Genomic DNA, 22,584 nt, shown 5'->3' with positions numbered 1-22,584 from the left:
GCGAAGACAGGTAATTTTAATTCATATAATACTTAAAAGATGTATCGTAGCCAGGGAAATTTTTTATCGACAATACCACCGGTAACCCGTATTTTACTAATTATTAATGTAGTGTTGTTTTTTGTTAGTCCATTAATTGGCAGGTTTTTGCATTGGGACTTAGGGTCAAACTTGTCGCTGCGCAACCTGGAATCCGATTTTTTTCAGCCCTATCAGCTTATTAGCCACATGTTTATGCACGGAGGTCTGGGGCATCTCTTTTTTAATATGTTTGGACTTTACCTTTTCGGACGTGTACTGGAAAGTGTATTGGGCAGCAAGAAATTCTTTATTCTTTATTTTGTTTCAGGCCTGGCTGCTGCATTTCTTCAACTTGGGGCCAATTCTCTGCAGATACATAAGCTCGTGTCGGCCATTGCCGAGTTGAATGTACTTCCCACTGCGGAAGCTTTCTGGCAATTGGCTCAAAAATACCATTTCGATACGGCTCCCGAAGTAAAAAGCCTGGCTCAGAATTGGATGAACGATCCTGACGCTGCAGGTTATTTTCAGCAAGCTATGGTTATGTGCCAGCGTATGGTATTTACTATGGAAAATGCCCAGATGGTTGGCGCTTCTGGTGCGGTTTTAGGTATTTTGGCAGCCTTTGCTGTATTGTTTCCGAATGTGGAACTCATGATTATCTTTTTTCCGGTTCCTATAAAAGCGAAATACCTGGTTCCCTTTTATGCACTGGCCGAATTATTTTTCGGAGTAGCCAACTTCCGCTTCGATAACATTGCTCATTTTGCTCACCTGGGTGGAGCCATAGCCGGATTTTTGCTCGTGTGGTACTGGAAAAAGAACCATATTCGACCGGTATATTAATTCCGGGTTATTCGGGCATTTGTATGTCGATATCTTAGGAAACCAAAAACATAGATGCCTGAGGCTTTTTGTTTAATTTTGTGCAAAGCGAATTAATTCGAATCGATGGAAACGAATATCATGAACGAGCTGCGCGAATCTTTTAAGAAGGGTAGCGTACTCACAAAACTTATTTATATTAACCTGGGAGTTTTTATTTTAGTAAAGCTTGCCTATGTTTTCTATTTTCTGGCTACCCCAGCCTCAGAACATGGCATGAAAGCCTTAATATTCCAGTCGAAGTACCTGGCTTACCTTATGGTATCTTCCGAGCCCTGGATGCTTATGCTTCGACCCTGGACCCTTTTTTCTTACATGTTTCTGCACTTTGGGTTTTTGCACATACTTTTTAATATACTGGTACTTTATTGGTTTGGACGTATCTACTTGCAGTATCTCACGCCCAAGCAATTGCTCACTACTTATTTGCTGGGTGGTATTTCCGGTGCTGCCGTGTTTATGCTCGCTTACAATCTTTTTCCCGGGCTTAGCGAGGGGCAGGCACTGGGAGCCTCTGCTGCCATCATGGCGGTGGTGATGGCCATTTCGTTTTACAACCCTTCTTACACGTTGTATATACCCTTTATCGGGCCGGTGAAACTTATTTATATTGCCCTTGTATACGTAGTGCTCGATGTGTTGCAAATTGCTTCTGAAAATGCAGGGGGGCATCTGGCCCATTTGGGCGGGGCTATGTATGGCTATTTATTTGCACTGCAGATGAAACGCGGAAAAGATATTGGAAAAAGCTTTTCGAAGTTCTTCGACTGGATTGCTTCGCTCTTTAAGCGAAAATCAAAATTGCGGGTGAGTTATAAGAATCAGGCCCGCCACATGAACGACTTTGAATACAACAAGCGTAAAGTAGATAATCAGAAAGAAATAGACCGCATACTGGATAAAATTGCTCAATCTGGTTACGAGAGCCTTAGTAAAAAAGAAAAGGACATTTTGTTTAAAATGGGCGGCCAGAGTTAGTATTAATTGCACAGAACTTTTGAAAGAATTTATAAAAAGGTTTTTTTTCCAGGTGAACATCTTGTTTGCCCTTGCTCTTATTGGGGCATACGCTGCAAACCACATTTCACCTGCTCGTTTTTGGCCAATAGCTTTTTTCGGCCTGGCCTATCCTTACCTGTTGCTCATCAATCTGTTTTTTCTGGCTTTCTGGACCTGGCGTCGCAAGAAGCAGGCCTGGCTTAGCGTGATAGTGATTCTGGCAGGTTTTGGAAACATGGGCCGGTATATTCAGGTTAACTTGTCTGAATCACCGGTGGCTGTCGATTCAGTAAATCTGAAATTGATTAGCTACAATGTACGTATTTTTAATACCTATAAGTGGAGTGGCGAGGCTATTAACCGCGACAGCATTATCACCTGGATTAACTCTGAGAAACCTGATATTGTATGCTTTCAGGAGTTTACGACTTACACTAAAGTAGTTGGTGAAACCGAAAAGTATACCAACCGCTTGTTGGAACATACCCCTTATAGTCATATCCGCTATACCACCGCTTCGGACCGGAACAAACGAAAATTCGGAGTAGCCACTTATAGCCGTTACCCTATTGTCAGAAGGGGGAGTATACAGTTCGATCATTCGTACAATAGTTGTATCTACAGCGATGTACTCTTTCAGGACGATACGGTTCGTATTTACAACCTTCACCTACAGAGTATTCACCTGAATAAAAATTACACCTTGTTGGATAGCCTGGCTTACCCTAATGCAAAACGTTTCGATGAAGTAAAAGATATTTCTGGTAGAGTTCGCGATGCCTTTATCCGCAGGGCACATCAGGTAGATGTAGTGCGAAGGCACATCGAAGCTTCACCCTATCCTGTAATTCTTTGTGGCGATTTTAACGACACGCCGGTATCCTATTCCTATCACCAGTTATTGGGCGAAAAGGAAGATGCCTTTCGCGAGAGTGGTAGTGGCATAGGCCTCACTTATCGGGGAAAGTTGCCTTCTTTTCGAATCGACTATGTGTTTCACGATCCTACTTTTATTGCCACGCATTATGCTACTCCCGGGGTATCTTTTTCCGATCACCTGCCTCTGGTGTGTGTGTTGAAGCCTGTTTTGCCCTGAGCAACATTCCAAGGCTTGATATGCCGGATTTTGTTTTTTAAAAAGGCAGCTTTTCAAAATCTACATTGCCACCCGAAACAATGATTCCGGTTTTTTTATTTCTGAACACATCGGGGTATTCAAGCACCGCTGCCAGTGTTACAGCTGACGAAGGCTCGACAATAATTTTCATGTATTGCCAGATCATCTTCATGGCCTCCACAATACCTTTTTCCGATACAGTAAAAATACCGTTTAAGTTTTTCGACAAAATAGCAAAGGTGAGGTCACCCAGCGAGGTAAGCAGGCCATCGGCAATGGTGTTTGGGTTTTGCTGAGGCATAATTTTACCAGCTTGTAAGGACTGCCATGCATCGTCGGCACCTTTGGGCTCAGCGCCATAGACTTGTATATTCTTGTTTAAGCTTTTGGCTGCCAGTGCAGTTCCGCTCATAAGTCCGCCACCACCCACCGGGGCAATCACAATGTCGAGGCTGGGTTGGTTGGTCAGTAGTTCAAGTGCGGCTGTTCCCTGACCTGCAATAATGAAATAATTATTGTAAGGGTGGATGAGACTTGCCCCCGTCTCTTGTATGACCAGGCGGGTGGTGCTTTCGCGGGCTTCGAGGGTTGGGGCGCAAAAACGAATAGTAGCGCCATAATGTTGCACCGCGGCAATTTTTACGCGAGGGGCATTTTCTGGCATCACCACAATGCACTCAATGCCCAGAATGCCTGCTGCTTTAGCCAGTGCACCGGCGTGGTTACCCGAAGAATGCGTGGTAACAGGCTTTTTACCAGAGCTTTCGAGATTATGAAGCAAGGCATGGACAGCCCCCCGAAATTTAAAGGCCCCGGCTTTCTGAAAATTCTCGCATTTAAAATACAATTGGCTATGAGTTAATTGGTTAATTATTTGCGAATGCAAAACCGGTGTACGGTGAATGTAAGGTGCTATTAAACGGGCAGCCATTTGTATAGCCGAAAAATCCGGAAGAGAAATGTCGAGGGGTGTCATAAATTGGATACTGTATTTATTGCAAGGGTTAATCAGCTTTTCAGGCTAAAGTTATAAAACCAGCTGGCTTTTCCCTGCAACCATTATTGGATTTTAGACGAAGGCAACTTGTTTTGACAATTACGAAAACATTCCCTAATTTCATACATTCAAAATACTAATTCAAACCAAATGAAAAAATATTTTTTTACCCTGGCAGTGCTTCTATCTTCAGTTTTTACTTTGTCAGCGCAGGATTGCAAAGTATTTATACCATACACCGAAGGCGCAAAAATTGTAAGAGCCAATTACAATAAAAAAGACAAGCTTACCGGAAAAGTGAGCCAGGAGGTAACAAAGGTTCAGAAAACCGATAATGGAACCACTTATCAGCTGAAACAAATTGTGACCGATGATAAAGGGAAAGATCAGGCGATAAGCGAATTAACATTTCGCTGCGAAAACGACAATTTTTATATCGATATGAATTCCATGATGCCTCCCGAGCAGTCTTCTACCTATAACGAAGCATCGATGAAAGTAAGCATGGAAGACCTTGAAATTCCATCCAACCTGAAACCCGGCGATCAGCTAAAAGAGGGATTCATCAATTTTACTACAGCCGATCCTACACCCATGGCACTCTCCTTCAAAATAAAAGTATTTAACCGTTTGGTAGAAGCTACCGAAACCATTACCACGCCTGCTGGTAGTTTCGAATGCATCAAAATTAAGGAAGATGTGCAGACTGAAAGCATCATCCGATTTACTGTCAATACAGTTTCGTGGTATGCCGAAGGAATAGGCGTTGTAAGGTCTGAGACTTATCAAAAAGGCGATCTGATAGCCTATTCGATTCTCGAAAGTTGGTCGAAATAAGTATTTGTATTTGTTTTTAAACACTTTGAACAGAAATTTCAGAAAGCTGTTGTATATTTGGGGCGCCTTACCCCACACCTACAAACCCATTTTTTTACTGATTCAACGAAGCAAAAGGTGAAGTTATTTGCACGATGCTATGTGTTGATGCATTTTCGATATTAATCGGTAATGTGTTGTGTAAGAGCTAAACGAAGTTTAAATATTCATTTATAAGTGTTTAAGACCAGCATGATTGTGGAATCGAAAAAGTTTATCAGTTACAAGGATATCAAGAAAGGCATTGTGGTAAATGGCTTTCTCGATGCCAAAAGTTTTTGCGGTAATTTCGAAATTCGTTTGACCAATGGACAAAAAGTTGTGAAAAGTGGAGTTTTTAAGCCAGTTCACATCTTTCAGCGCGAAAATTTTATCATGGATTTTACGAAATACGCCTGATATTTCGTTCAAAGCATTTACAGTTCCAATTCCCCTACTTACCCGTCATTTCTGTTATAAACAGCACATAATTAAGTTGATACCGATTTATCATTACAGAATTGTGTGAATAGGAATTTATTCCTTCTTTTAATCTTAATCTACTTTTAATACCTACTTAATACCAGTTGCTTAGATTTGCCATGTACCTAATCACATACGTTATGGCAGATTTTAGCATACTATTGCGCGAAGATGAACTGGTTAACGATTACGAATTCTCTGAAAGATTGTATTCCAGCGGTTTAACTCAAGAACTATCGGTTTATTATACCGAGAAAAACCTGATCTATGCTGATATTGTATAACCAGAGTTTAGCGTTAATAAGAGTTGATGGCATAAGTTCTTGTATTAATGACAATTATGCCAGTTCAGAATATGCAACGTTTCTTCATTAGCTTTCTATAGCAAATAAAAATACATTCCAAACCCACTTTTCCTTCTTTTCATATTAAAAAAAGCCCGGTCATTTCTGAACCGGGCTTTTTCACGATATATAAATTGATTTAGGTTTATCCAAAGAAGCTGAATGCCACTGTGAGTCCGGACATTACCACCGCCACCATGGTCATTAGCTTGATAAGTATGTTAAGTGATGGGCCTGAAGTATCTTTAAAAGGATCTCCTACCGTATCGCCTACCACACCGGCTTTGTGAGCTTCGCTGCCCTTGCCGCCAAAGTTTCCTTTTTCGATGTATTTTTTGGCGTTATCCCAGGCTCCTCCCGAGTTATTGAGCATACTAGCTAGCGTAAACCCAGTGGTTAAACCACCTGCCAGAAGGCCTACCACACCCGAAACACCCAGAACAAGGCCAACGGTAACAGGCACAGCGATGGCCAAAAGTGAGGGAACAAGCATTTCGCGTTGAGCTCCCTTGGTAGAAATAGCCACACATTTAGCATATTCAGGCTTGCCTGTACCTTCCATAATACCAGGTATTTCGCGGAATTGGCGTCTTACTTCCTCCACCATTGCACCAGCTGCGCGTCCCACAGCTTTCATGGTCATAGCGCAAAATACAAACGACATCATGGAGCCAATAAACAATCCGCCCAGTAGCATGGGGTTAAAAATAGTCAGGTCATAGGCCTGCACAAAATCGTTGATGGTAGCAGTGGAGAGCTGAACGAATTCCAGATCAGCTACTCTTTCTGCTGCAAGATTCATTTTTTGTTGTACAGCTTCTGCAGCTGGTTGTATCTCGCGGAAGAAAACTACATCTCCTTTGATAACCCAGCCACCTGTACTGGAGGCCATTTTACCCAGCCACAGGCGAATTTCTTCCATATAAGCAGCCAAGAGGGCCATTGCAGTAAGCGCAGCCGAACCAATTGCAAAGCCTTTTCCGGTTGCAGCAGTGGTGTTACCAAGCATATCGAGGGCATCAGTACGCTCACGCACTTCTTTGGGTAATTCGCTCATTTCGGCATTTCCACCTGCGTTGTCGGCAATGGGTCCAAAGGCATCCGTAGCAAGGGTAATTCCCAAAGTGGAGAGCATACCCACAGCAGCAAAGCCAATACCATACACTCCTTCGGAGAAATTTTCAAAACCGCCAGCGAATCCATAAGCTGCAAGAATACCAGCCACAATAGTCACTACAGGTATCCAGGTTGAATACATACCCACCGCGATACCATCGATGATGGTGGTGGCAGGACCTTGGTTAGCCTGGTTTGCAATACCTTGCGTGGGTTTATACTCATCGGAAGTAAAATACTCGGTGCCCTGGCCAATAATTACACCGGCAAGCAAACCGGAAACCACAGAACCAAATACACCCCAGGTAATCCAACCTGCAGCGGCCAGACCAGCTACAGCAAGTAATATGAGTACTGAACTACCAAAAGTGCCAATGAACAAAGCTCTAAGAAGGTTTTTCTGTGAAGCAGATTCTTTGGTGCGTACCATAAAAATGCCCACAATGGATAGTATAACTCCAATGGCTGATACCAGCATAGGGGCAGTGACAGCCTGTATCTGACTGATTTCTTTGGAGCCAATCAGCGCAGCACCAAGGGCGGAGGTAGCAAGAATGGAACCAGCATATGACTCGTACAGGTCGGCACCCATACCAGCTACATCGCCCACATTATCGCCCACGTTATCGGCAATGGTGGCAGGGTTGCGCGGATCATCTTCCGGAATTCCTGCTTCCACTTTACCAACCAGGTCGGCACCCACATCGGCAGCTTTAGTGTATATACCGCCGCCTACGCGTGCAAATAGGGCTTGAGTGGAGGCACCCATACCAAATGTAAGCATGGTAGCTGTTATCTCAATGTATTTTTGAGTATCGGTAGTACCGGCATGTACAAAATGAAGACCCAGAAATTCAAGGCCATTGGCCATGTTTTCCGGTGTAAAAATAACTCTGTCGAGCATCAGGAACCAGAGGGCAATATCAAGTAAGGCAAATCCAACAACCACAAGCCCCATCACGGCACCTGAGCGGAAGGCAATCTGTAGGCCTTTATTGAGCGACTGCGAAGCACCATGCGCCGTACGGGCCGAAGCATTGGTGGCAGTTTTCATACCCAAAAAACCGCAAAGTCCGGAGAAAAAACCACCTGTTAAAAAGGCTACTGGTACAAAAGGGTTTTGCACGCCCATGTAGGCAAGCACAGTAAGTAACAGAACGAGTACAATAAACACCATGCCTACTACCTTGTATTGCCGGCTAAGATATGCCATGGCACCTTCGCGCACGTGTTGCGCAATTTCAATCATCCGGGGAGTACCCTCGGAGTTTTTCATCATATTTTTGAAGAAAAACATTGCAAATATCAGTGCCAGAATCGCCCCGGCGGCTGATAGCAATGGAATGACCACAGAGATATTTTCCATAATTAGTAAGGGGTTTTTGTTAATATTGATTTTTCAATTCCTTTCAGGTGGATTTTTTGTCGAAAACAAATTTAAAAAAATTGCCGACATGGCCTTATCAACACCGTCTCTTTGTTGATAGTCCTTTGTTGAGGCACTTTAATTTCTGGAAACTCCTCAGCGATGAGTATTTTGTAAAAAACACATTATCAATTTTATACAGTGAAAGATTTTACTTATTTAGCATCATTTTAAATAGCACCAAGGTTTATATTTTCTGATTCGAAGAGGGTTTATGGACTGAACTGCAAGCAATTTCTTAGGAAAGGCTGATGTTTTGGGCATAAAAAAACCCGGGCATTATTCATGCACCGGGTTATTATGGTTGATAGAAATTTCTTAAAAATGGAAAAGGAGATAGATTCTGCCACCGGTATTGGCCGCATTATAAACTCTGGTGTTCAGTGATGAAGAAGATTCTTTTGGATCTACTGCTTGATCGTATTCCTGCACAACACCTTGCTGAACCACTTCGTAGGTATAACTTTCTTGTCCGTTCCAGGTGTAGTTGTAATAAATACCAAATTCACCACCCAGGCAAATTTTTGGAAGTATAAAGTATTCAATACCACTTATTAAGCCAAGGCCTAAAGTTGTGTTTCCATAAGTTGCTTCAGTTAGGTTGCGTTCAGCAGGATTACTACCGGCACCATACCAATTGGTAGAAGTGGGGTTTGTATTCGAGGCAGACATCTGGTTGCCCCAGGTGTATTCGGTAGTGTACTTATTGAGGTAATAAGAAGCCAATACACCATAAGTACCTCTTAATTTGCCATAGCCACGGTATTTTTGATACCCGGCACCAAAACCAATGCTATTGTATTTTGTGAGGCGCAAGTCTTCGACCTGTGCAGTAGGGTCGGAGTTAAAAAGTGCATCGTTCTGCACATAATTTACATCGTTATAGGTGTTTTTGTTTATAAAGAGTTCAGCACGTAAGGCAGCATCCGGATTCAGGTAGTATTTACCATAAATGGTGGATTGACCTACGTTAAGAGTATTGCGTTGATCGTGTCCGCTGAACATGTTGCCCAGAAATTCGAGGTAGGGCATTGCATCTACTCCTATGGCAAAGTCTCCTTCAGCAGGTAAAAAGCTGCTTGCTTCTTTTTTTGGTTGTGGTGCTTCTTCAGCAGGAGTTTCTTCCTGGGCAAGCACAAACAGGCTAATGCCCAGCAGAAAGAATATGGAACTTATTTTTTTCATCATGTATATGTTTTTTTCGACAACCTGAGACAGCTAGTAAAACCTGCCTTGATTTTGTCTTATGGTTATTAAATTATCTGGCTGTAAGCAACTGGGTGCAATTTTTCAATTGTTCCAGTAAAACTTATCTGCTGATTAATTAAGTATGTTAAGTACGTTATAGTTAGGATAAATTACATCTACATTGTTGCTTCCAGTGATAATTCCATAGAAAACGCCATTGTATTCATAGAATCTCTTTTCAGTAACTACCCCACCATCTGTATAATCCGATTCAAAACCAACCATATCCACATATACAGTTACTCCATCTGCATTCGCAGGCACATCGAATTCGATAACACCATTATTCGATTGTACTGAAGTGGTCCAGCGGCCATCGCCATAAAAATATCCGTTTAGTTCGTTTAGGGGAACTGATATATTGAAAACAGTATTGTTTGGAATATTATCCAAACCAATTATGTTATTCATTTCGGCCTTCACATAAAGTTTTATGGTGGCAGTTTGACTTTCGTCTACTACAAGCTTTGAAGTAGTAATTTCTTCTTCACAGCTGCTGAAAAGAGCTACAGCCACGAATAACAGGGCAGCGATTTTTGTTGTCATTTTCATAATGTAATTGTTTTAAGTTAGACTATTGTTAAAATATTTTTGCGAAAATAGCAGAAATGTAGAACCAAGTTCATTGGTTTGGAATAAAGTTATTAAACATTGGTTATTTTAAAGAAACCCTTTTTATCCATGCCAACTGAACTAAAAACTCCATTTAATTCTCAGAAAAACGAAGCGTGTAATGGTTTGCAAGTCTGAAGGGTTGATGGCCTGGCGGGTACGAAAAAATTGAAAATAGAGCGCGAGGTCCAGGTTATTGAGTATTGAAAAGTCAATGGAGGGGCCAACAAAATAGCCGGTAATTGTTGCGTCGGTAAAGAGCATGCAGGAGAGCGAGGTGATTAGTAAAGGTGTAACCGGATAGCTGCCCTGAACCAGCAGGTTATATTTTGCCCAGGCAAGGTTTTTCACCGTCAGCGGGGCATTGTAAAGGTTATTTAAATTGGCAGTTGTGGTATTAACTATCCTGCTGGCATAAAAGAATTCAGCACTGGCAAAAATTTCATTTTTAAAAGTGGCATCCAAGCCGGTACTAAACAGAAAAAGCTTTTCTTTATTGCTTGAACTTTCCAATGGATGAAAATACGACATTTCCGTTCGAATGCTCATGCCCCGATAATCTCCCGTTGCGCCCAGACCGGTAACCCAATCGGCGTCGGTAGCATTGCCAGGGTTAACCAATGCCGGCTGACTGTAATATCCACTCATCAATTGAATATCTTTTCCGCGATAATTGAATCTGAAGAGTGCAGCGGAGGTGACATGGGCCCCACTGTCGAGTTTGGCAGCGATTTCGGCTACCGAAGTTTGCCCGGTATAATAAACCACCCTCAAGGCATCAGCTCCGGGCCGCTCGGCATAATCGAAGTCGAAAAAATTATAGGTATTGAAAATATCGTTTGGGTTCCATACAAAGGTCTGTCCCCAGTTGATTCGCTGCCTTCCAAGAGTAATTTCAGTTTGTTTATGACTGTATTGGAGCCATGCCCGGTCGGCTGTCAGGCTGATAAGGCCTTCGGAACCAAAATTCTGATAAAAGCTTAAAGGAAGATAATAGTTGTCGGTCTGAAAACCATTCTCAACTCCACTGGTAAAATCGCCAATCATTACTTGGTTGCGAAACTGCAAGCTTCCAGTTACTTTTCCTTTTGGTGTCCAGTATATATTGAGCCGGTTGTGTAGCAGGTATTGATGTGCCCTTTCGAAGTCCGATAAGGTATCGAAATGCATCGAAGACCACATCATTTGAGGCATAAGGCTATTGTATCCGTTTAAACTCCACGGACCAACTTCCTGGGCTTTGACCGGGTGGAGAAGGAACCAACAGATAAAAAATAAAAATAGGATTGGCCCGGGTTGGCGATATTTTGGTTTTCTATTGATATTACTTTCTGACAGCTGAAATGGTGACATGGAGCATCGGGATAAATAATAGCTTTTGAAGTAGATAAAATGACAGGTTTATTTTCGTTCATCATAAAGCACCTTGCCATCTTCGATGGTAACTACGCGTCGTGCTTTCTTCACAACCCGCTGATCGTGGGTGGAGAAGATAAAAGTAATTTTTTCATCGTGATTCAGTTTTTCCATGATATCGAGCAGCGTTTCGGTCGATTTCGAATCGAGGTTGGCTGTAGGTTCATCGGCCAGAATAAATTTTGGTTTCGATGCCAGGGCTCTGGCTACCGCCACTCTCTGCTGCTGTCCACCCGATAACTGAGCCGGACGGCTATTCATTCTATCTCCCAAACCAACTTCTTCGAGCAAAGCTTTGGTTCGCGCGAGTCGCTTGTTGGCCTCAAATCCCTGAAGTTGCATAATAAATTCCACATTTTCTCTTGCAGTGAGCACTGGTATGAGGTTGTACGACTGGAACACAAAACCAATATTATACAGTCGAAAGTCGATAAGAGCAGAACCATGTAAGGCATTGATTTGCGTACCGCCGATGTAAATGTCGCCAGAGGTAGGTTTATCCAAACCACCCATGAGGTTGAGCAAGGTTGTTTTGCCCGAACCGGAGGGACCTACGATGGCTGCGAATTCTCCTTCTTCGAATTCAAGGTCGATTCCTCTTACTGCATGCACACTCACTGCCGTGTTGTTGTATGTCTTATCGACTTTTTTCAATTCTATTACTTTCATGCTTCTATTTATAATTTGCTTTATTCTGTGCGAAGAGCCTCAGAAGGGTTTAATTTTAGTGCCTTTCGTGCTGGCCAGACAGAAGATATAATTCCTGTGAAAACCACCAGTATCAATATGATCAAGTAGTTGGTTGCAGTCATTATAGGGTAAACCACAGCCGAAAATCCAATGGCCTCAAAGCCCTCGGCCCACATGCCAAAGCTGATACCTGTTTTGGAGGTGATATGCAAAATAGTGCCACTGAAAACCAAACCAGCCAAAGCACCAGTGAGCGTCAGAAAAACCGATTCGAACATAATCATGTAAAAAACACGCTTTTTATTCATTCCAATGGCCATAAGCATACCCAGTTCCTTCACCCTTTCGAGCACCGACATGAGCATGGTATTTATAATTCCGAAAGCCAGCGCCAGCAAAATGATGAGGACATAGATATAGCCTATCAGGTTGGCAAACTCAGTGTACATAGCAATTTCCGGTGAGATTGTTTTCCAAGACATGACCTGGTTGCTTGTTTGGTAGGACTCGAGTTTTTCGCTTACTTCAATTCCTGATTCCGCATTGCTTGCGATTATGGCAATTTCGTTCACATGATTGGCGTCGACCTGTAGTAAGGCAGAAAGTTGCTCACGGTCTACAAAGGCATTCGTACCATCGAAGTTGGAATTGGAGGTTTTATAAATTCCACGCACTTTAAAAACCGGTGTAATCATTTCTCCATCGAGGGTTTGCATGGTGAGCACAATGTTTACACCCATACGGTAAAAAGAGAAATGGTCGACAAGAATGTTCCCATAAGCTTCAAAATCTTTTTTAGAAAGCATACGCTGTAACTCCAGTCGAAAGTCATATTCATTCCTGTACCTTTTGGTATTGAGGGCTTTTATTTTGGATGTCACCTCTTTTGGTATTTCAAGTGAGTCGAGGGCAAGCATCTTTTCAGCAGTAGCCTGATAATTGAGCAGCTTTAGATTTTGAGCAGTTTTACTTCCAAGTACAATGGAAGGAATCTTATATTCATCTTCGAGAAAGCTTCCTTCCACCATTTTTTCATCAATCTCACTTACTTTTTTTTCTTGCGAGGGTGTAATTCCTTTTAGCATGAAACCTGTCGCAGCCCAATTGCTTTGAGCCATGACAAAGATTTTTACCCGGGGCGACCAACCTTCGACCTGAGGCATAGTATCGAGCAAAGATGCAACCAATGGATAATTATTTATTTTCAACATGATTTCTTCGTTGAACTGGAATTCAGGGTGATGAATTTGAACATGTGATGTTTCGAGGTGGATGACATCGTGAATGCGCTGGGCAATCCAACCCTGCATAATGCCTGTAGCCATGGTACCGCCAAAAATACCAAGCATAACGGCAACAATTACCACCAGGCTGCGGGTTTGGTTGCGCCAAACATTTTTCCATCCTATTTGTGGTACAATGATGTTCATACCTTATTCAAGCTTTAAGTGCTTCAGCTTCTTTAATGTAAAATATTTTACTTAGCGGATATATGCTTGCCAGCACTACCATTAAGGCTACAACCAGCCCTTGCCATAGAAGATACGTGTCGAACCAGGCCAGGGGCATTACAGCCTCGAAGCCCATTTCTTCCATTATCTGGGCCATTTCGCCATAAAAGCGCATGGGGTTTTTATTGCCTATCCAAATAAAAGGGGTACTCAGCAGCAAACCCGACAATACACCCATGGCCCCCATAATGCACATTTCTATCATCAGCACCAGTACCAGCCTTGTCCTGCGCATGCCAATAGCAATTAGTACACCCATTTCACGATGCCTTTCATGGATCATCATCAGCACAGTACCGAAAATGCCAAAAAAAATGATGAGGTAAAGCAATCCCAAAAAAAGCTTTCCGCTTTGGTTATCGCTTTCTATTTGTTGCACCAGCACCGGATTAAGCTCCTTCCAGTTTTTTATTTTGAGTATATCCTGGGAGAGCTGATTACTTAGTTGTTGCTGAAGGGCAAACATGTTTTTATCGCTGTTATCGTGCAGATTGATAGCTATCGAAGTAACTCGGTTAGTCAGGTCTGAGAAGGTACTCGCTGCTTGTAAAGGCATATACACCAACTTGTTATCGAGCTCTGGGTTAGCTATTTTTACAATACCGTATACAGGGTATAAACCAGCAGCTGAACTTCCACGGTAAGCCTGACCAAGTAGTACAAGGGTATCGCCAGGACCGATTCGTAAAAACTTTGAAAGCCGATCGGAAATAAGCACTCCATTTTCCGAGGCTTGCATTTCTTTTCCGCCAAAAGAAAATGCTTGTTCAAGTTTTTGAACCACCTCTTTGTCAGTTTTACTGTCTAATTCGAAATAGTGAGCCATTGCCTCTTGGCTTGCAAAGGAATATTGAAGCGAATGGGAGGCGATTTTAATAAGGTCATCCTCCACAAGTTTTTCTTGTTTAAGTTTTTCAATGCCTGCACTTTGAATTCTAAACCGCACCAGTTTACCAGCCGGATCCGAGAGACTCATTTCACGTTCCGGATCTATTCCCAGCACCAAGGCTCCTTTGGTATGTTCGCCAGAAGAGGCAAGGGCAAAGGTTTCAATACGCGGTACCACGGCTTTGATGCCTTGAAAGGAATCGAGTGTTTTCAAAAATTCCGAAGAGCATTCAAAACTGTTTTCGAGCGAGGGATCGTGCTCAAAAGCAGGATGCTGAATTTGCAGAAAACCGGCATACGACCCAATGGCACTTTTTATCATGTGGTCGTAAAATCCAAGCTGATAGGCGCGCATCAAAATGGCAAAAAACACCGCAAAAAGTATGGACGCGCCGGTAATAGCCGTGCGCCTCTTATTGCGCCATAGATTTCGCCAGGCAATTTTTATCAGGTTCATCGGCATTCCATTTGGTGAAGAACCGTTCATGAAAGCTTACTCGACAATTAGCCCGAGTCGGTATTGCAATGCTAAATCTATTTAACAGCTTTTAGGCGAAGAATTGAGAGTGCTTTTCATTTTATCTTTTTCATATTTTGTTGCGAAAAGAAAGTATCGTCCAAAGGAAGGTTGAACTTCATCTCCTGAAGTACAACCACTGTTTTGTATCCTTCTTCTTCTGCCGGAATCAGTTCAAAAACCGAGGGCAGGTACCTGCCCTCGAAATATTTCAGATTTGTGGCAAGCTCTGTTTTCACCAGATACCCCTCTTCGTCGTAGTATTCAGTTTTTAATATTATGTCGTGCTCTTTTGCAATCCACATCACAATTTCCCCCCAAATCACAGGGGCATCGGGTTTAGGATTGAGTTGTAGGTGATAGCAAGCTTCTCCCGATACGGTTTGCACTCCCAAAAGACTATGCGTGTAGTCTTCCACAATCGATCGCTGATTTAGCAGGTCGTCATTAGTGAAGTCCGAGCCCATCCAACCTTGCGAAAGCATGGAGCCTGGCAGTTTTGTCATACGGGCAATTTGAGGGTTCCAGTTCCACATTTCACGATCGAGCTTTAAAAATGTTTGTCCTTGCTCGCGGGCAGGTGAAATAATATAAACCAGGGAATATTTGTTTCCCTTGCTCCAGCTTTTAAAACTGATGGTGCGTTCCCAATTTGGGCGAATAATTTTCATTTGCATCAGACTGTAACCCGATTCTTCGCCCCGCATTTTATTGTCGGCCCTGATAATTATTTCAGCAGCATTTTGTGCAATCAGGCTTAATCCGAGGCAATTAATCACTAAAACAAAGAGTATTATTTTTTTGATTTGGCTCATTCGTATTTTCTATTTTTCGGCAAAATACGCTACACCTTCTTTCCTGGCATACTAAAAGACATTTCTGTCTTTCGCTTTAAGAGGGATGAGAAGCAGGTAATCAAATTTAGGAGATTATACACTTAAAACCAATTTTTATGGAAGTAATAAGGCTTCAATAAAATTATTTGATGCCCGCATGGTTTTATAAATGATAATTCAAAATCGTACACGTTTATCCTTTGGGAATATAGCCGAAAAATCTATAAAATACAGTTATACAATAACATATGCCTAATGGTCTGATTATTGAAAATATGCTGGTTAAAAAACGGCTTAACCCGTATATTTTTTATTTTTGAGAACCAATACTTTAATACCATGGAAAACTTTTCAAAACAACCAGATAGCGGCACAGGCTTAGGCATTGCTGGATTGGTGCTGGGCATTATTGCATTGCCGCTGGCCATGATGGGTTGTACGTTTATGGCAGCTATGATGCTTGCCATTGTTGGCATTACATTAAGTGCACTGGCGCTGTCGCAGGCACGCAGGGTTTCAGCTCCTACCTCGCTGATTACAGCAGCCCTGGTATTGTGTATTATTGCCCTGGGCTTCTCAGTATTGCGTCTTTCCAACACATTTACAAAAATTAAGCAACTACCCTGGGAGCTGGTCAATAAGCAGCTCGATAAGGTAGAAAACAATGCAGACGAATTTGGCCGCGTGTTTGAAGAAGAGTTTGACAAGGAATTACAGGGCGATCTGGATTCGATGCTGAAGGATATGGAAAAAGAGCTTCAGCAAATGGAAGGTGAGCTTGACAGTTTGCACCTTACCATCGATTTAAACGATAGTACCCTCAGTGAGGCAGAGAAAGAAGCAGCTGCCCGCAAACTGGGCCGGGCTACGGGACGCGCGGTAAGGGTGTTTGTCGAAGAAATGAACGATTCGCTTGAAGTGCATATTCAGAAATAGAAACGGACTTCCTCATCCTGAGGCAAGCATCTACCAGTGCATTAACCTGCTGTTTTTCGGCCTTATTGCACTGGTTTTTATTTATTCAGCCTTTTTTCATTATGCCCGTGGAAACTATCTTTTTACTTCGGCACACGATTTACTTACCGGTGAGCCAAGTTTAAGCACCGGGCTGTCGCGCAGTTTCTCCGCTATCGTACGCTTAGAGTTCGAAATCGCACACTTTTATAATCCATACGGCATAAGAGTGTTTCTTTTTTTTCTGGAGCAGTTTTTTTTAAGAATAATTCTTTGGTTTATCCTCGAAAGAAACCCGGAAAGAATGTCCATTCTTGTTTGGTGCGATGGATTGGTATGCTCAGTTTTATTCCTTATTCATTTCTGGCCATTTCTTCTCGAAAGCCTTTCGATGGGTTAAAAGCCTGACGAGACTTTTGCAAAATTAAATCCAGCAGAGAATCATTCAATTTCCAGTTCTTCCTCTGTGAGCTCTTCAAGTTCTGAAGCGTCTAATTCCTCAAGGGCCTCCTGAAGGTCGGTTCCCTGTTCAACTTCTTGCTGAATTTGTTCGGTTTTGGCATTAAAGTCTGCATCGCTGACCAGCCTGGTGCGGGCAAAGAATATGTTGGCAATGGCCAGTGAAAGTACAAGGAGCGAAAATAGTACCGAAGCCGAAGCAAGCCGTTTCTTTAGTTTATAACGGGCAGTAATATTTACCGCATATACTGCCAATGCTACTGCAATTATTGAAGGGAATAGGGCTGCCGGAAGATGCAAAAACTTTAAAGGCAGAAAGGAGAACAGCAAACCAAACAGACCAAAAAATAAACTGACTAAAGAGGCCAGTACTCGTTTTGAATTTCCTTGTTTTGTCATATAGGTGCAATTAGTTTTTTAAACCACTCATTTCGGAAATGCGCAATTGAATGCTTCCCACAGGAATCTCAGCTTTAATAAATACAGGTACTCTGTTTGCATCTGAAGTGAGCCAAATGTTATTGGTGAGTTTGTTTTTTATTAAATTTTCGTTCTTCACCGAAACAGCAAGCTTATAGCAACTAAAGCTGCCCATGCCGGCTACCTTTATGGTTTCTTTGCCAAGGTACTTAATATGAATAGTTTCGAGTTTATTGTCGATTAATATTGTTGCCGCAACCGTTTTATTTACTGTAAAATTTTCATAATCAAGGCTTCGCGCATAGTAGAGAACCGATACTACATCGAAGGTGTTGGCCAATATGGGCACAGTTTGTTCGGTTTCCCGTCCGTCTTTATGCTTTTGTTTGCATACGGCAGTTTTCGATTTGTGTTTAAACACATACTTTGAATCGTTGGTGTATCCGCCCTCGTACATGTCGCGCTTAAAAATGAGAGGTTGTCCGCTCGAAGGCAATACCCACGACTGGTATACGTCGCGCACTTTAAAATAAGTATCCCACGATTTGTAGGTGTTGGCGGTTCCCTGCAAATGAAGCAGAGGTTTTTCGCTAACTGTTACCTGATTTACCTTGAGGGTGACTTCAGCAATATCCGTCCAGAGCGATTTCATGTAATACGAACCTACGTATTTAAGCACTTCGCCAGAGCCATAGGCTTTTGTTGCCGTGGTTTGTGTGTATGCCGTTGAAGAATTACAGATGAAGGTTACTAAAAAAGCAATATTGAATATCAGCAGAAAACTTTTTCTCATAGAGATTTATTTTGTTGCAAAAATAACAGCTTTTTAAATCAGTGAGACTTTAATTTTGAGCAACAATATTATTTAGTCGAACTGATCCCCAGTGCCGCATTAGCGGGAAGGGATCTCTGGGTTATATTCCCTGATGCTGTGCTTCGAAAGAAAAAATGTTTTCATTCAATACCTCGACAGCTTTGCTGCGCGGTAGTTTATTGCCGAAGGGCAGGAGAGATTTAAAAAATGCTTCTTGAAATGGATATTTTTCTTCCGGAATTTTCTTTAACTTTCTATTTCGCACTTTTTTAGGATTACTAAAGAATAATCATAGATAATCACCCGGGTAACTATTCGCAAACTTCCTTTTAGGAATAATTGTCTGAGTCAAATAAATAAAAGATGAAATATTCTATCTCTTACATCTTGTTTTTTCTCTTTTCAGTATCTCTGTTTACTTCCTGTAAGCAAAATAATGTGCAAGAACCCGCACCCGACACAGAGATTGTTTACGATTCAGCCTTGGCTGCAAGCTATGGTGCTGACGACTATGGCATGAAAAAGTACGTTGTGGCATTTTTAGTGCGTGGAAAAAATCAAAGTATCGATTCGGTTGAGCGGGCAAGGCTGCAGGAGGCACACCTGCAAAATATATTCCGCCTAGCCGACGAAGGCAAACTGGTGCTGGCTGGTCCTTTCTTTGGCAACGATGCTTTGAGGGGGATTTATATTTTCGATGTGCAAAGTATAGCCGAGGCAGAAGCTTTAACAGCCACCGACCCTTCGATACAGGCTGGTTTGTTGGCAATGGATTTAAAAGAATGGTATGGTTCGGCTGCTCTGGTAGGCGTTAATAATGAGCATAAGAAGCTTTCGCGAAAAACAATACTGCAAAGCGATTAGACTTGAAAGATTTTCTTTTCAGTAAGATATTTTTCAAAAAAAATTACCCAAACAAATTAAGCTAACAGATGGTTTTTTCATCCAAGAGGATAATAAACAACTCTTGATATGAAAGCTAATTGTATTACATTTTTTTTCGGTTTATTGTTAACTGGCTTATTTACATCTTTTACTCACGAACCCATTATCTACCACCCCTCGGATACATGGGAGCATTTGGGTACCCGAAAGATTAATTATTCCCTTGACAAAGACCATATCATGGTTACTGCTACCGAAGGAAGCCTTACCAGTTTAAAATTGAAAGTTACAGGTGGCGATCTGAACATGCACCGCATGGTAGTAGTTTACGGCAATGGAATGCGCGATGAGATTGAACTACGCCATCATTTCAACCATCGCAGCAGCTCAAGGATTATCGACCTGAACGGCAACAATAGAATAATAAAGCAGGTAATTTTTTGGTACGATACAAAAAACTATGCCAATTATAGGGCTACAATCCATTTGTATGGCCGGCATTAATCAGTTCTGAATTATTTTGAACAGTAAGAAATAGTTGATAGGATGCTTGCCCGGGAAGGTTATTCTATGCCCTTGTTTGGAGTGTCGTTTTTCAAATAAACCCATACTTCACGGCCTGCCTGGCTAACAAGCTGTTGCCTTTTGTATTCGGGTCCTTCGTATGCATCGAGATGCACCAGGTCCTCATCGGTAACTACGAAAACCAGTCCATCAATGGTATTATTTCCAGGCATCAAGGCAGGGTAGCTTGTTACACCTTCTTGTATTTCCGATAGTTCAAAACCAACAATACGATCAGTTAGAGTGAAAGACTTTTTACCGGTTATTGCAAAGCGGATTTTTTCTTCCCTGAGTGTGCCATAGGCAAATAACAAATCGTTCATGGGCAGGAAACGTAAATTAAATTCGAATTTGCATTTTGAATAGGTTATCGTCTTCTTCCTCCACCACCACCAGATGGTCTCGATCCGGTGGTTGGCCTGCTACCACTATAGTTACCACCCATGTTACCACCCCGGTTCATTTGTTGGTAATTGTTGTTTTGTTGTTGACTTCGCTGGCGGTTTTCATAATCGCGGTCCATGGTAGAAGGTTGCTGACTTTGTTTCCATTCGTTGCCCTGGCGTTGGTCCCATCCTCCTTGGTCGTTTTTCTGGTATACATTTCCATCGCGGTCGGAATATACATCACGGTTCTGGGGCTTAGAGGGTCCGGCAGGTTGCTGACTTACCTGTGGCTGTCTGTTTTGCGGGGCTTGTCTGTCGTTAGTTGATACACCGGGTTGCTGCCTGCTGCCTTGCCCGCGTTGCACATCTCTGGTATTTACGTCGTTGCGGTTGTTATACACGTTGTTCGAGCGGTCGATGTTGATATCTACATCGTTATGCACATATCGGGGACCTTGCGGGCCATACATGCCACCACGGTAAGGAGGGTAGTAGGGTGGCCGATACATAGGAGGTCCCCAGTAACCACCACCTCCATAGGCATGAAAAGAAAACCATCCGCTGCTGTAATGAAATCCCATACTCCAGCCAGTCCAGGGGTTGTAGTGCATACTGAAACCGTAGGTTGCCGGGCGCGGGTAGTAATAGGGGCCATACCAGGGCGAATAGTAATACCCTGTGCCGTAAACCACTGTGGGCCCATACACATAGCAGCCCATGTAACCGGGGGTATAACCTACATACACTACTTCGGGGGTAGATTCGTAGATATACACATATTTGGTATTGTAAGCCTCGGAACTTGGGGGAATCTGGTCGACCTCTTTTGGTCGCTCATCGCTAACCTTCCATGGGCCTTTGGCATTCGAGGCCACAAACCAAACCCCGTTTTCGACACAATAGTAGCTCTTACCCGATTTGATGACTGTACTGCTTGTATTCATGGCCAACTCAAGGCTGGTACCTTCAATTTTTTCGAAATCTGGTTCCCCATCGTAAGAAACGGTGCAGGTGGCAGTGCTTCTGTCCACCACTGCGGTTTGGGGTACCTGTGCATCGCGAATAGCATCCTGACTGGCCGATGTGCCCGCTACACTCGAAAGCACATTGTCTTTTTCCGAACCTTCGGGTATTTTTGCAAAATCGGCAGGCAATTTGTCGCTGGCGAGGTATTCCCAGTTACCTTCGAGTTTAGGCGAAGTATACCAGCGACCTGAAATCAACACATAGTAATTCTGCGTTTCGATGTGTTTAAAAATATCATTTTCGGAGTTTTCGACATAAAGCAGGTTGGTTCCGGAAATGTTTGCAAAGTTGGCCTGTCCTGCAGATTGTATGAGCTCGGTGGGTACCGTACTCACAATGATTGCAGGGGCGGTCTCATTCTGTGAAACTGGTTTATCGCTTTGTTCTTTTTTGATTTGCTGGTCGAGACTGGCAATTTTTTTTGGCAGGTTCGATAGCGTTTTGTAGCCTTCTGTCATCGACGACGATTGATACCAGAACTGCCCTCCATACAGGTAAAACAGTTTGTCGTCGGGGTTCTGAACAATCAGAAACGGACTGTTGATAATGCGTTTCATCTGGATATTCTCATCGTCTTGTAAACGGGGTTCGCCGTCAATTAGCACAAGCATGGACAAGGTACTTGCATAGATTATTTTGGGGGGATCGTTTTTCAGTCCTTCGCTCTTAAAAGATTCTTCCATTTCAATAGTAGAGGCAACCTCGTCGATGGTGGAAGTAATTTCCCAATTTGGTATTTCTGTTTCGAGTAGCTTGCTGAGGTTCTTTATTTTAGTTGTGTCTGTAATACCGGGGAGTTTTATTTCCTCCACCATAATACTTTCAAGCGTAAGGGTTCGCGAATCGCGGTCTGTAATCATAGTAGAAGTATACCAGAAAACACCAAAAATATACTCCGATTCCGGAGTTTCTAATACCGAAAATGCAGCCCTTCCTTTTATTTTATCACCCTTCATCGATTCAGGCTGGGGTTGATAAATGCTTATGCGGGCTCCCGATTTGGCTATTATCTCTTTAGGCCATTGGGCATTTGCGCAGATGGCAAAAACAGAAAAGAAAACTACGAGTAGAAATTTCATGATATTTTTTATTTTATAGCAAGGTACCAAGAGTGA

Annotated in this window: 23 protein-coding genes; 10 read left to right on the top strand and 13 right to left on the bottom strand. The window is 42.6% G+C overall.

Annotation, left to right across the window (positions count from 1 at the left end; all coding sequences use genetic code 11):
- The first annotated feature begins 39 nt into the window (after window positions 1-39).
- The 3 genes from IPM71_07225 (at window position 40) to IPM71_07215 (ending at window position 3,001) form a co-directional block, all read left to right on the top strand.
- Window positions 40-867 (top strand): rhomboid family intramembrane serine protease, encoded by an 828-nt coding sequence (locus IPM71_07225; protein QQS52517.1) that lies wholly within the window; start codon window positions 40-42, stop codon window positions 865-867.
- 105 nt (window positions 868-972) lie between these two features.
- On the top strand, window positions 973-1,884 hold the full coding sequence (locus IPM71_07220; GenBank protein QQS52516.1) for a rhomboid family intramembrane serine protease: 912 nt from the start codon (window positions 973-975) through the stop codon (window positions 1,882-1,884).
- A 52-nt stretch (window positions 1,885-1,936) separates the two neighbouring features.
- Window positions 1,937-3,001 carry an endonuclease/exonuclease/phosphatase family protein gene (locus IPM71_07215; protein QQS52515.1) on the top strand — a complete coding sequence of 355 codons (1,065 nt, stop codon included), beginning with the start codon at window positions 1,937-1,939 and terminating at the stop codon, window positions 2,999-3,001.
- A 37-nt stretch (window positions 3,002-3,038) separates the two neighbouring features.
- On the opposite strand, the gene IPM71_07210 is transcribed toward IPM71_07215, so the two are convergent.
- Window positions 3,039-3,998, bottom strand: coding sequence for a pyridoxal-phosphate dependent enzyme (locus IPM71_07210; protein QQS52514.1), 960 nt, complete (start codon window positions 3,996-3,998; stop codon window positions 3,039-3,041).
- A gap of 171 nt (window positions 3,999-4,169) precedes the next feature.
- Between IPM71_07210 and IPM71_07205 the strand changes: the two genes are divergently transcribed.
- From IPM71_07205 to IPM71_07195, 3 genes are all read left to right on the top strand, one after another.
- The gene (locus IPM71_07205; protein ID QQS52513.1) at window positions 4,170-4,856 is read left to right on the top strand and encodes a hypothetical protein; all 687 of its coding nucleotides are present in this window, start codon (window positions 4,170-4,172) and stop codon (window positions 4,854-4,856) included.
- Between the two features lie 216 nt (window positions 4,857-5,072).
- Complete coding sequence (locus IPM71_07200; GenBank protein QQS52512.1) at window positions 5,073-5,294, top strand: hypothetical protein; 222 nt, start codon at window positions 5,073-5,075, stop codon at window positions 5,292-5,294.
- A gap of 203 nt (window positions 5,295-5,497) precedes the next feature.
- Complete coding sequence (locus tag IPM71_07195; protein ID QQS52511.1) at window positions 5,498-5,641, top strand: hypothetical protein; 144 nt, start codon at window positions 5,498-5,500, stop codon at window positions 5,639-5,641.
- A 205-nt stretch (window positions 5,642-5,846) separates the two neighbouring features.
- Here IPM71_07195 and IPM71_07190 read toward each other — a convergent pair whose 3' ends face one another.
- The 8 genes from IPM71_07190 to IPM71_07155 form a co-directional block, all read right to left on the bottom strand.
- Window positions 5,847-8,183, bottom strand: coding sequence for a sodium-translocating pyrophosphatase (locus tag IPM71_07190; GenBank protein QQS52510.1), 2,337 nt, complete (start codon window positions 8,181-8,183; stop codon window positions 5,847-5,849).
- A gap of 378 nt (window positions 8,184-8,561) precedes the next feature.
- Window positions 8,562-9,431, bottom strand: a complete 870-nt coding sequence (locus IPM71_07185) for a hypothetical protein (protein ID QQS52509.1) — start codon at window positions 9,429-9,431, stop codon at window positions 8,562-8,564.
- A gap of 132 nt (window positions 9,432-9,563) precedes the next feature.
- Window positions 9,564-10,043 carry a hypothetical protein gene (locus IPM71_07180; protein QQS52508.1) on the bottom strand — a complete coding sequence of 160 codons (480 nt, stop codon included), beginning with the start codon at window positions 10,041-10,043 and terminating at the stop codon, window positions 9,564-9,566.
- Between the two features lie 141 nt (window positions 10,044-10,184).
- On the bottom strand, window positions 10,185-11,456 hold the full coding sequence (locus IPM71_07175; protein ID QQS52507.1) for a hypothetical protein: 1,272 nt from the start codon (window positions 11,454-11,456) through the stop codon (window positions 10,185-10,187).
- 48 nt (window positions 11,457-11,504) lie between these two features.
- A complete protein-coding gene (locus tag IPM71_07170; GenBank protein QQS52506.1) occupies window positions 11,505-12,188 on the bottom strand; it encodes an ABC transporter ATP-binding protein in 684 nt (227 codons plus the stop codon).
- Window positions 12,189-12,208: 20 nt separating this feature from the next.
- Entirely contained in the window at window positions 12,209-13,639 is a 1,431-nt protein-coding gene (locus IPM71_07165; protein ID QQS52505.1) for an ABC transporter permease, read from the bottom strand.
- 7 nt (window positions 13,640-13,646) lie between these two features.
- Window positions 13,647-15,065, bottom strand: coding sequence for an ABC transporter permease (locus tag IPM71_07160; protein QQS52504.1), 1,419 nt, complete (start codon window positions 15,063-15,065; stop codon window positions 13,647-13,649).
- A 116-nt stretch (window positions 15,066-15,181) separates the two neighbouring features.
- Window positions 15,182-15,940, bottom strand: a complete 759-nt coding sequence (locus IPM71_07155; protein ID QQS52503.1) for an outer membrane lipoprotein-sorting protein — start codon at window positions 15,938-15,940, stop codon at window positions 15,182-15,184.
- A 360-nt stretch (window positions 15,941-16,300) separates the two neighbouring features.
- Between IPM71_07155 and IPM71_07150 the strand changes: the two genes are divergently transcribed.
- Both IPM71_07150 and IPM71_07145 read left to right on the top strand, forming a co-directional pair.
- Complete coding sequence (locus IPM71_07150; protein ID QQS52502.1) at window positions 16,301-16,897, top strand: hypothetical protein; 597 nt, start codon at window positions 16,301-16,303, stop codon at window positions 16,895-16,897.
- Window positions 16,875-17,315: a hypothetical protein gene (locus IPM71_07145; protein ID QQS52501.1), complete on the top strand. Its 441-nt coding sequence runs from the start codon at window positions 16,875-16,877 to the stop codon at window positions 17,313-17,315. Before IPM71_07150 ends, IPM71_07145 begins: the two co-directional genes overlap by 23 nt.
- Window positions 17,316-17,356: 41 nt before the next feature.
- On the opposite strand, the gene IPM71_07140 is transcribed toward IPM71_07145, so the two are convergent.
- Window positions 17,357-17,773, bottom strand: a complete 417-nt coding sequence (locus tag IPM71_07140; GenBank protein QQS52500.1) for a hypothetical protein — start codon at window positions 17,771-17,773, stop codon at window positions 17,357-17,359.
- A gap of 10 nt (window positions 17,774-17,783) precedes the next feature.
- Complete coding sequence (locus IPM71_07135; protein QQS52499.1) at window positions 17,784-18,587, bottom strand: DUF3108 domain-containing protein; 804 nt, start codon at window positions 18,585-18,587, stop codon at window positions 17,784-17,786.
- A 384-nt stretch (window positions 18,588-18,971) separates the two neighbouring features.
- Between IPM71_07135 and IPM71_07130 the strand changes: the two genes are divergently transcribed.
- Together IPM71_07130 and IPM71_07125 are read left to right on the top strand one after the other, a co-directional pair.
- On the top strand, window positions 18,972-19,472 hold the full coding sequence (locus IPM71_07130; GenBank protein QQS52498.1) for a hypothetical protein: 501 nt from the start codon (window positions 18,972-18,974) through the stop codon (window positions 19,470-19,472).
- Between the two features lie 108 nt (window positions 19,473-19,580).
- Complete coding sequence (locus tag IPM71_07125) at window positions 19,581-19,997, top strand: hypothetical protein (GenBank protein ID QQS52497.1); 417 nt, start codon at window positions 19,581-19,583, stop codon at window positions 19,995-19,997.
- Window positions 19,998-20,056: 59 nt separating this feature from the next.
- Here IPM71_07125 and IPM71_07120 read toward each other — a convergent pair whose 3' ends face one another.
- Complete coding sequence (locus IPM71_07120; protein ID QQS52496.1) at window positions 20,057-20,380, bottom strand: gamma-glutamylcyclotransferase; 324 nt, start codon at window positions 20,378-20,380, stop codon at window positions 20,057-20,059.
- A gap of 44 nt (window positions 20,381-20,424) precedes the next feature.
- Window positions 20,425-22,548: a hypothetical protein gene (locus IPM71_07115; GenBank protein QQS52495.1), complete on the bottom strand. Its 2,124-nt coding sequence runs from the start codon at window positions 22,546-22,548 to the stop codon at window positions 20,425-20,427.
- Window positions 22,549-22,584: the final 36 nt, after the last annotated feature.

This window comes from Bacteroidota bacterium (assembly GCA_016699695.1).
Taxonomy (GTDB): domain Bacteria; phylum Bacteroidota; class Bacteroidia; order Bacteroidales; family UBA10428; genus UBA10428.
This window is presented reverse-complemented; position numbering and strand designations above follow the sequence as displayed.